Annotated in this window: 2 protein-coding genes; both read right to left on the bottom strand. The window is 76.0% G+C overall.

Features of this window, described 5'->3' with window-relative positions; all coding sequences use genetic code 11:
• A partial coding sequence (locus MNY62_RS24670) for a GYF domain-containing protein (protein ID WP_242346987.1) occupies positions 1–1,122 on the bottom strand: 1,122 nt, incomplete at its 3' end.
• A gap of 57 nt (positions 1,123–1,179) precedes the next feature.
• Positions 1,180–9,978, bottom strand: coding sequence for a tetratricopeptide repeat protein (locus MNY62_RS24665; protein WP_242346986.1), 8,799 nt, complete (start codon positions 9,976–9,978; stop codon positions 1,180–1,182).
• Positions 9,979–10,002: the final 24 nt, after the last annotated feature.

Below are 10,002 nucleotides of genomic sequence, written 5' to 3'. Positions count from 1 at the left end.
CACCGCGGCAGGAGGCGCAGCGGGCTTCGCCGCGGCGGGAGGCTCGGCGGCCGTCGCGCCTGGGGCGGCGCTCGCCACGGCGCCCGCCGGCGCGGGCGCGGCGGGCGCAGGTGCCTGCTGCTGCACGGACGCGGGCTGCGCCTCCGCCGGAGCGGGGGCAGGCGCAGGCGCGGCCGCCACCGCAGGGACGCGCTCGAGCTGCTTGTTCATGTACCAGACCACGCCGGCCGCACCGGCGGCGACCACGAACGCCACCGCGATCACGCCGACGCCGACCGCGCGGGAGACGCTGCGGCGGCTGCGGGCCTCCTCGGCGCCGCGCGCCACCGACGAGCGGCGCTCGATCTTCTTCTCCTCGGTGCGCTCGAGCCCCTTGATCGGGAGCGGGATCGCGCCGGTCGGATCGACCCCGCCGCCCTCCGGCAGCCCGTCGACGAGCGACTTGACGCCCCCCAGCGGCCGGGGCTCGGCCTTCTTCACCGGCGCGCCGTGCGACGCCACCTCCTCGCTCGCGAGGGCGGCGAGGGCGGAGGCTGCCACCGGCTTCCAGGAGACGTCCGCGGCCGGCGCCGCGGCGGCCTCGAGGCCGCGGGAGGGCCCCGCCTCGGCGGGGCGGGCCGCCCGCGCCTGCGGGACCGGCGCGAGCTGTGACGCGAGCTCCGCTACGGTCGAGAGCGGCTGCCAGTCGCCCATGCCCGGGCGCCACACGAGCGAGTCGGGGCCGACGTCGCCGCCCTCCCACTTGCGCTTCACCTCGGCGAGCGGCAGCGGTCCGACCTGCGCCTGCCCGATCGCCACGTACCACTCGGTGGTGGGCGCCGGGGCCGCCGCGATGCGCGCTGCGTCCTCCGCGCCCATCGCCTGGGTGGCCGAGAGATCCGGCGCGGGCTCCGGCGCGCGCGCCGGAGCGTCGCCGAACGCGTTGTCGAACGCGTTGCCGAGCTCGACGTCGAGGCCGGCGCCGGGCGCGGGCGCGGCCGGCGCGGGCGCGGGCTCCTCCGCGGGGCGGCGGACGTGGATGACGGTCCCGCACTTCTTGCAACGGACCTTCACTCCGGACGGGCCGACCTTCTCGTCCGAGATCATGTACTGCGCGCTGCAGCTGTCGCAGGTGAATTTCATGGGTAAGCCCGCGTCGATCCTAGGTTTGGGTAGCGTTCAGCGTCAAGGAGCGGGACCTCACGCCGGCACCACGCACGACACCCCGAGCTTCTCCCGGAGCGTGCCGTACTCCTCGGAGACGCAGAACCCCGCGAGGTCGCGGAGGCGCGTCTCGTCTCTCAGCTTCGAAACCTGGGGCTTCTCGGCGACCACTGCCCGGCGGACCACGTCGAGGTCGCCCGCCACGAGCGCGGCGACCCGGTTCGAGGTCAGCTCCGCGCCGTCGAGGTACGCCCGGACGTCGCCCGGGTGCTGCACGTCGCAGTAGCTCCGGGCGAGGAGCTTCAGGGTGTTCTTGCAGACGTTCTCGGGCAGCGTGCGCTCGATCTCGCGCTTCAGCTTCTCGACGAGGTGCGGGTCAGCCGTCACGACGAACCGGGAGCTCCCCACCGAGCAGGCCGCCTGGAAGACGAGATCGAGCTGGTCGTGCGGCATGAGGCGCGCGAGCAGGAGCTCGGGGCGGGCGAAGGCCATCGCCTTCGCGATCGCGAACCAGAGCTCCTTCTTCGGCCGCTCCCGGAACATGTCCTCGGAGGCGACGAGGCCCGCCGGCTCGGTGGGCACGAGCTGCAGCCGCTGCGGGACGTCGTCCTTGCGGAAGAGCCGCAGGCGCCCCTCGAAGCCGAGCGTGCGCTCCACGTACTTGAACATGTTCGCGAAGAAGAGCATCGAGCCGCGGACGTCGAGCTCGTCCTTCTTCGCCGTGATCCCGAGGTCCTTCTCGCGCTGCACGAACATCCCGCGCGCGTGCAGCGCGAGCAGCGTCATGATGTCGGCGAGCGGCCCCTTCACGCGCTCGTGGAGGAGGAGCGACCAGAGGGCGTCGTCGAGCGGGCGGCTCGCCTGGTCGCGCGCGAACTTCTTGAGGCGGCCGACCACCTGGGCCTCGTCGGCGCTGCCGCCTCCGAGCAGGTGCACGCGCACCTGCGCGGCGGAGTAGGCGAGGTCGTACTGCTTGCGGGCGGCGTGGAGCGTGACGAGCGCGGAGGCGGCCTTCTGCGGCTTCGCCCCGAGCTTCACGAGCTGGCGGTACGCCCCGATCGCCCCGCCTTCCTCGCCCGGCTTCTTCGCGGCGAGGTCCGCGTACGCCTCGAGCGACGCGGCGTCCTCCGCGTCGGACCGCGCGACGACGCCGTAGGCGGTGCGCGCGCCGTCCTCGTTGCGGAGCACGTCGCGGTAGAGATCGCCGAGCGTCCGCCAGAGCGCGACGCGCGCCTGCGCGACGTCGGGCGTCTTCGGGAGCCGCTGGATCATCCGCACGTAGGCCTGCTCGAGATCGGTCCAGCGCTTCCCCTTCGAGAGGATCTCCTCGATCTTCGCGAACGCCTGGACGAGGCGCGGGTTCCGGTCGAGCGCCTTCTCGAGCTCCGCGACCGCCGCGGTCTCGTCCTTCACCTCGTCCTGCAGGACGTCGGCGAGGGTGATGTGCAGCCGCGCCGCGCGGACCGGATCGGCCTGGACCTCCGGCCGGACCAGGATCTGCGAGAGCACGTCGGCCGCCTTCTGGCCCTGGCGCGTCTCGCGGTAGAGCCCGAGGAGCGCCTCGGTCACCGGGAGCGCGGTCGGATCGAGCTTCGAGGCGGCAAGGAAGGCGTCGATGGCCTGGTACGGGTCCTTGAGCCGGTCGCGGCAGGCCTCGCCGATGGCGACGAGGTTCGCGAGCTTCGCCGGGCCCTCGAGGAGGGGCAGGAGCCGCTGCCGCTGCTCCACCGCGCCCTCCACGTCTCCCATCGCCTCCAGGACGGTGACGAGGCTGCGGCGCGCCGGCTCGTGGTTCGCGTCGATCTCGAGCGCCTTCCGGAAGGCGTTCGCGGCGCGCTCGGCCTGCCCGAGCTTCCCCGCGATCTCGCCGATCTGCCAGTGCGTCTCGACGACCTCGAGATCGGTGAGCGCGTCCCGGTGGTGCACGATCACGGTCGTGAAGATCCGGAGCGCCTCCTCCCACTGCTGCTCGGAGACGAGCAGGTTCCCGAGCCCCTCGAGCGCGGGCAGGTAGGTCGAGTCGAGCTCGTAGGCCCGCCGGTAGCACGCGAGCGCCTTGTCGCGCTTGCCGAGCTTCTCGGCGACGTAGCCCTGCCGGTAGGACTGGCGGCAGAGCTCCTTCGCGTCGCCCTCGAGCGCGAGCGCCTCGACCACCGCGTCGAGGACGCGCTCGGCGTCCGGCCAGCGCGCCTGCGCGACGTAGATGTCCGCGAGCGGTCTCGCCGCGTCGGGGAAGCCCGGCGTGCGCTTCAGCGCCTCCTCGTAGTAGCGCGCCGCCTGATCGCGGTCGTCGCGCTCCTCGTGGTAGATGCGGCCCGCCGCCGCGTAGAGGCGGGTCTTGTCCCCCGCGTCGGGCGTGTAGCGGGCCTCCTCGACGAGCATCTCCAGGTACCGGTCGCGATCCCGCTCGCGCTCGGCGATCCCCTTCAGCGCGCGCAGCGCCGGCAGGCACCCCGGATCGAGCTGGAGCGCCCGCGCGTACGCCTCCTTCGCGCCGGCCGCGTCCATGAGCATGTCCTCGTGGATGGCCCCGACGCGGACGTGGATCTCGACCGCGTCCCGGGCGCCCCCCGCGATGCGCGCCTCGCGGCGCAGCATGTCGAGGGCGAGGTTCCAGTTGCCGCTCCGCTCGTAGAGGCGGCCGAGCGCGGAGACGGCCTCGCGCGAGTCCGGATCGAGCTGCAGCGCGTGGTTGAAGATCGCCTCGGCGCGGTCGACGCGGGACATCTCCTTCCACCACACCTCGCCGATGGCGACCTCGAGCGCGACCTGCTCGCGCCGGTCGGTCACGAGCGACAGGTGGTGCTGCATCACGCTGATGAGCCGGTCCCAGAGCCCCTCTTCGCGGTAGAGCCGCTCGAGCCCCTTCACGGCGGCGAGGTTCCCGCCGTCGACGCGGAGGATCGCCTCCTCCTTCTCGATGGCGGCGCGCGGGTCGTGCAGCTTCTCCTCGTGGATCCCCGCGCTCTTCGCGAGGATCCGCACCCGCTCGCGCGGGTCCTCGGCGAGCGCGATCTGCCGCTCGTAAACCCGGTTCAGCTCGGCGAAGCGATCGAGCTTGGTGTAGAGCCGCTCGAGGCCGGCGAGCGCGCCGGCGCTCCGGTCGTCGAGCCCGAGGACGGTGCGGTACGCCTCGACCGCCGCCTCGTCGTCGCCGATCTCGTTCTCGTAGAGCGCGGCGATCTGGAGCTGGAACGCGATCCGCTGCGCGTCGTCCGGCGCGAGGTCGCGCGCGCGGGAGAGCACGCCGGCGAGGTCCGCCCAGCGCTGCTCGCGCCGGTAGAGCCCGGAGAGCGCCTCGAGGGCGAGCGCGTCCGCCCCGTCGAGCTCGAGGACGCGCCGGAGCGCGCCCACCGCCTCGTCCACGTCGCCGAGCTCGCCGTCGTAGATCTTCGCGACCTCGATCAGGGTCGCCTTCTTCTCCTCGAGCCCCGCCGCCGCCTCGAGCTTCTGCTCGAGCGTGATGACGAGGTCGCGCACGCGGCCGCGCCGCTTGAAGAGCTCGGTGAGCGCCTCGAGCGCCTCGGGGCTCGCCGGGTCCGCCTCGAGCGCGCGGCGGAAGGCGGCCTCCGCGCCCTCGAGGTCGTCGAGCCGCTCGTCGCGCAGCTTGCCGAGCCGGAGCATGAGCCGCGCGCGCGCCGTCCCGCGCGCGTCCTCGGAGACCTGCTCGAGCACCGCGGCGAGCTCCTCGTGCGCCTCGGTCTCGTCCGCGAGCCGCTCCGCCGTCTGGAGCGCCTCGGCGTCGCCGGGCGCCTCCTGGAGCGCGCGGCACCAGGAGAGGAACGCCATCTCCTTCTGGCCGAGCTTCTTCTCGTGGACGCCCGCGACCTCCTTCAAAAGGGCGATCTTCTCGGACGGATCCACCACGTTCGGCGCGAAGACGTCACACGCGCGGGCGAACGCGCGCCAGTTGCCGGCCGCCTGGTGGATGCCGCGCAGCTCGTCGTAGGCGGTCCGGTTGGCGGGGTCGAGCTCGAGCACCTTGTCGAGCGCGGAGGCGGCCGCGTCCGGGCGCCTCTGCTGCTTCCACAGCTCGGCCACGGCGAGCCAGGCCGGGATCGCCTCGGCGGGGCCGCCCTGCGCCGCGAGCAGCGCCGCACGGGCCTCCGCCGCGCGCACCCCGTCGGCCCCCGCGCCGGCCGCCCGGAACACCTCCTCGATCCGCACCAGCTCGTCGGCCCCGTGCGGCTCGATGTCGAACGCGAGCTTCGCCTGCTCGATCGCCTCGCGCTTGTTGCCGGCGCGGAGCAGCGCCTCGGCGAGCTCGAGCCGTACGCGCTTCACGCCCGCGGCGTCCTCCTGCAGCGGCACGAGACGGCGGTACACGCCCGCGAGCGCCTCCACGTCGCCCTGCGCCGCGTGGATGTCGCGCAGCGCCTCGAGCGCCCGGCGGTTCTTCGGATCCGAGTCGAGCACCGCCTTGTACGACTGGGTCGCCTGCCCGAGATCGCCGAGGCGAGTCCCGAGGATCGCGCCGAGCTTGTCGTTCAGCCGGGCGATCTCGCGGCGGTCCACGGTGGCCTGCACGCGCAGGCGCAGGTGCTGGGCGAGGTCCTGCCAGCGCTCGAGCCGCTCGTAGAGGTCCTCGAGCGCGGCGAGGGCGCCCTCGTGGCGCGGCCGCGCGCCGAGGAGCTCCTTCCAGAGCGCGACCGACTCGTCGAGCCGGCCGAGGTCCGCCGCCAGCGCGGCCATCTTGGCGAGCACGCGCTCGCGCGCGGCGGCGTCGCCGGGCGCCACCCGCTGCGCGGCGAGGTTCCGGAAGAGGTCCTCGTGCCGGCCCGCCGCCTCGTAGAGCTCCTCGAGGGCGCGGAGCGACGCGACGTGGCGCGGGTCGGCCGCGGCGGCCGCCTCGTACGCCTCGGCGGCGCGGTCGGGCGCGGCGAGCCGCTCCTCGCAGAGCTGGCCGAGGCGGAACAGCGTCTGCACCCGCTCCGCCCCCTGCGCGGCGTGGGCGCGCTGCGAGAGCACGTCCGAGAGCTCCTCCCACTCCTCGAGCCGCTGGAAGAGCCGCTCGAGCGCGGGCAGCGCCTGCGTGGCGGCGCCCTCGTCGAGCGCGACCGCCTTCCGGTAGAACGAGGCCGCGCGAGAGGGCTCGGCGAGCTTCTCCTCGTAGAGCGCGCCGAGGCGGAGCGCGACCTGGGCCGTCTCCACCGGCGGGAGCCGGTCGAGCTCGTCCTCGTAGATCGCCGCGAGCTCCTCGTCGTGGCCGCTCGCCTCGGCGAGCGCCTCCATGCGAGCGCGGAGCTCGCCGTCGGCGGGGTCCTCGCGGAACGCCTTGCAGAGCGCGAGGAACGCGAGCTGCGGGTCGGCGAGCTGCTGCTCGCGGAGCTCCGCGAGCTGCACGTAGAGCGCCTTGCGCTCGAGCGGATCCGGCCGCTCCGCCGCGCGGAGCTCGAGCACCGCGGCCTGCTTCGCGACGTCGCCACCGCGGCCGTAGGCGCCCTCGAGGATCGCCGCGGCGCGCGCGTTCGCGGGATCCTTCTGGAGCATCCCCTCGAGCCGGGCGATCGCCTCGGGGTGATCCGGGCGCGCGGCGAGCACCTCCTCGTAGAGAGAGAGCGCGCCCTCCCGGTCGAGGATGCGCGTCTCCTTGAGCTCGGCGAGCCGCTGGCGGAGCGGCACGAGCGCCGCGTCGTCGCCCGCCGCGCCGGCGGCGGCGATCTCGCGGGCGAGCACCTCGCCGAGGTCCACCCAGCGCTCGGTCCGGACGCAGAGCCGGTCGAGGCGCGCGAGCGCGTCCCGGTCGGACGGCGCGACGTCGAGCAGCTGGCGCAGGCTCTGGATCGCGCCCGCGAGATCCCCGAGCCGCTCGTCCTGGACGGCGGCGAGCTCGGCGAGGAGCCCGGCCCGGCCGTCGGGCGACTCCTCCAGCGCGAGCGCGCGCCGGAGCGCCTGCGCGAGCGCCTCGGGCTCACCGCCCTCGCGGAGCGCGGCGGCGAGCCCCGCGGTCGCCTCGCGGTCGTCGGGCGCGAGGTCGAGGAGCCGCTGCCAGGCCTCGGCAGCGCGCCGCGGCTCGCCCGTCGCGAGCCGCGCGATGCGCCGCTGGAACTCGGCGCGCGCGCCGGGCTCGAGCGCCCGATCCGCGTGCTCCGCGAGGAGCGCCGCGAGCTCGTCCTCGAGGCCGGCCGCCTCCGCGTGGCGGGCGGCGAGCTCGAGCGACTCGAGGGCGTCGGGATCGGCGGCCAGGGCGCGGCTCGCGGCGAGGAACGCCATCTCCGAGTTCTTGAGCTGGTCGCCGTAGACGGCGGAGACCCGGCGCAGGAGCGCCGCGCGGGCGGCGGGCTCGGTCTGGTGCGCCGCGCGCGCCTCGAGCACCTCGATCACCTTCGCGTGCTCGCCCTCGGTCGCGAAGATCGGCTCGAGGAGCATCGCCGCCTCGACCGCGGCGGGGCCGCTCGCGCGGGCGAGGTCCTCGAGGGCGGCGAGCGCGGCGGGGTGGCGCGGCACCTTCTCGAGCACCGCGCGGTAGCAGGCGAGCGCGCCGTCCGCGTCCGAGAGCCGCTGGTGGCGGATCCGGCCCAGGCGGTAGCGCAGCTCGGCCACCTCGGCGACCAGGTTCGGCTGCCGGTCACCGACCGCGACCTCGCGCGAGAGGACGGCGGCGAGCTCGTCCCATCTCTCGGCGGCGCCGAGCATCTTCCCGAGCAGGCGCAGGGCGTTCGGGTCCTCTGGATCGACCGACAGGATCTTCCGGTAGGCGGCGACCGCGCCGTCCCGATCTGAGAGCTGCTCAGCCATGATCTTCGCCACCTCGAGCAGGAGTTCCTTGCGTGCGGCCGCGGCCGGCGCGACGTCGGCGAGCCGCCCGAGCGTCCGCGCCAGCTCGCGGTGCGCGCCGAGCTTCCGGTAAACGCGCGCGAGCGCGCCCAGCACCTCGGCGCTGGGCGCGACCTCCGCGATCTCCTCGTACCAGCGCGCCGCCGCGTCGGGCCGGCCGAGCCGGTCCGCGGAGATCACCGCGAGCCGCCGCTTGAGCTCGAGCGCGACCTGCGGGGCGAGCCCCGGTGCGCCGAGCGCGTCCTCGAACGCGCCCGCGAGCTCCTCCCACGCGCCGGTCGCCGCCGCGAGCCGCTCGAGCTCGGCGCGCCCGCCCGGCGCGTCCGCGCCGCGCTTCAGCGTGCTTTGCACCTCGCGCAGCTTCGCGGCGAACGCGCGCCCGCGATCCCCGAGCCGCTCCTGGAGCGCCGCGATCTCGGCGAGGAGCGGCACCCGCTCGGCGTCGTCCGCCGCCTCGAGCCGCACCTCGAGCAGCGCCGCCAGCTTGCGGGCGTCGCCGGCGGCGCGGTGCACGTCCTCGAGCACACGCGCCGCGTCGCCGCGCGCCTCGGGCCGCGCGAGGAGCCGCTCGAGCCCGGCGACCGCGCCCGGATCGCGCGGCCGCTCGGCGAGCACGTCCGCGTACGCCTCGATGGCGGAGCGCGGATCTTCGCCAGCCTCGAGCGCGGCGGCCCTCTTCAGGAGCAGCGGCACCCGCCGCGCCGGATCCCCGGCGGCGCCGTGCGCGAGGGCGCCGACGACCTCGAGCCACTCCGCGCTCCCCTTCGGAAGGAGCCGCTCGAGCCCCTCGAGCGCCGCGACGTCCGCCGGCGCCTCGGCCCGGGCGGCGAGGTACGCCTCGAGGGCCGCGGCGGGATCACCGAGCTCCTCTGCCACGCGCGCCGCGTGGAGCAGGTGCTCGGCGCGCTCCGGGCCCTCGGCGAGCGCCGCGCGCCGGCGGGCGAGCTCGAGGAGCTCGGACGCGGATCTCGCCGCGGCGTAGAGCGCCTCGAGGGCCTCGAGCGCCTCCGCGTCGTCGGGGACGGCGTCGAGCAGCCCCCGCCACGACTGGATCGCCGGCGCGCCGCCACCACGCTCCGTGCGCAGCCGCGCGGCCTGCCGGCGCAGGGCGAGCCCCTCGTCCGGGGCGGCCGTCCGAGCCGCCTCCTCCCACACGTCGCACAGTGCGTCCTCGTTCCCGGTCGCGCGGGCGAGCCGCTCCAGATCCGTCTCGACGCCCGCGCGCGCGCCGCCGCCCTCGGAGAAGGCGCGGCACGCCGCCACGAACGCCATCGCGGGCTCGCCGAGCTCGCGCTCCATCACGGCGCGGATCTCGGCGAGGAGCCCGGCGCGCTCGGCGGGGTCCTCGACGGCCGCGAGGCGCCCCTCGCGCGCGGCGATGCGCTGCGCGTGCTCCCCGGCCTGGGCGAGCGCGGCGTCCGCGAGGTCGAGGGCGTCCCGGCCGGCCTCGCCCGGCGTCGCCGCGAGCGCGACGATGGCGTCGCGCGAGGCGACACGCGCCGGATCGCGGCGGAGGAGCTCCGCGTGCAGCTCGAGGGCCCCCGCCGGATCGTCGAGGCGCGTGCGGCGGAGCTCGGCGAGGCGCGCGGCGGCCTCGGGATCGAAGCCGCGCGCGAGGCGCCGCTCGAGCGCCGCGGCGAGGTCCGCGGGCCGGTCGAGCCGCTCGTGCAGCCGCTCCAGCGCGGCGCCCGCCTCCGCGTCCTCCGGGGCGAGGGCCGCCACCCCGCTCCAGGCGGCCGCGGCGCGGTCCGGGTCGCCGAGCTTGCCCTCGGCGACTGCGGCCTCCTCGCGCAGCGCGTCCTCCCGCGCGGCGGGATCGGCGGCGCGGCGCGCGATCTCCGCGCAGACGTCGGCGAGCTCGCCCCAGCGCTCGCGCGAGCGGTGCAGGCGGCGCAGGGCCGAGAGCGCCTCGCGATCGCCCGGCGCGGCGGAGAGCAGCCGCCCCCACCCCTCGGCGGCGCGGTCCGGATCCTTGCGTCCGTCGGCGAGCTCGGCGCGCTCGCGGAGTATCGCGCCGCGCAGCTCCGGGGGCGCGGTCTCGCCGAGCGCGTCGTACACGCGGGCGCACGCCTCCTGCTCCTG

The sequence above is a fragment of the Anaeromyxobacter terrae genome, from assembly GCF_022690685.1.
GTDB classification, from domain to species: domain Bacteria; phylum Myxococcota; class Myxococcia; order Myxococcales; family Anaeromyxobacteraceae; genus Anaeromyxobacter; species Anaeromyxobacter terrae.
This window is presented reverse-complemented; position numbering and strand designations above follow the sequence as displayed.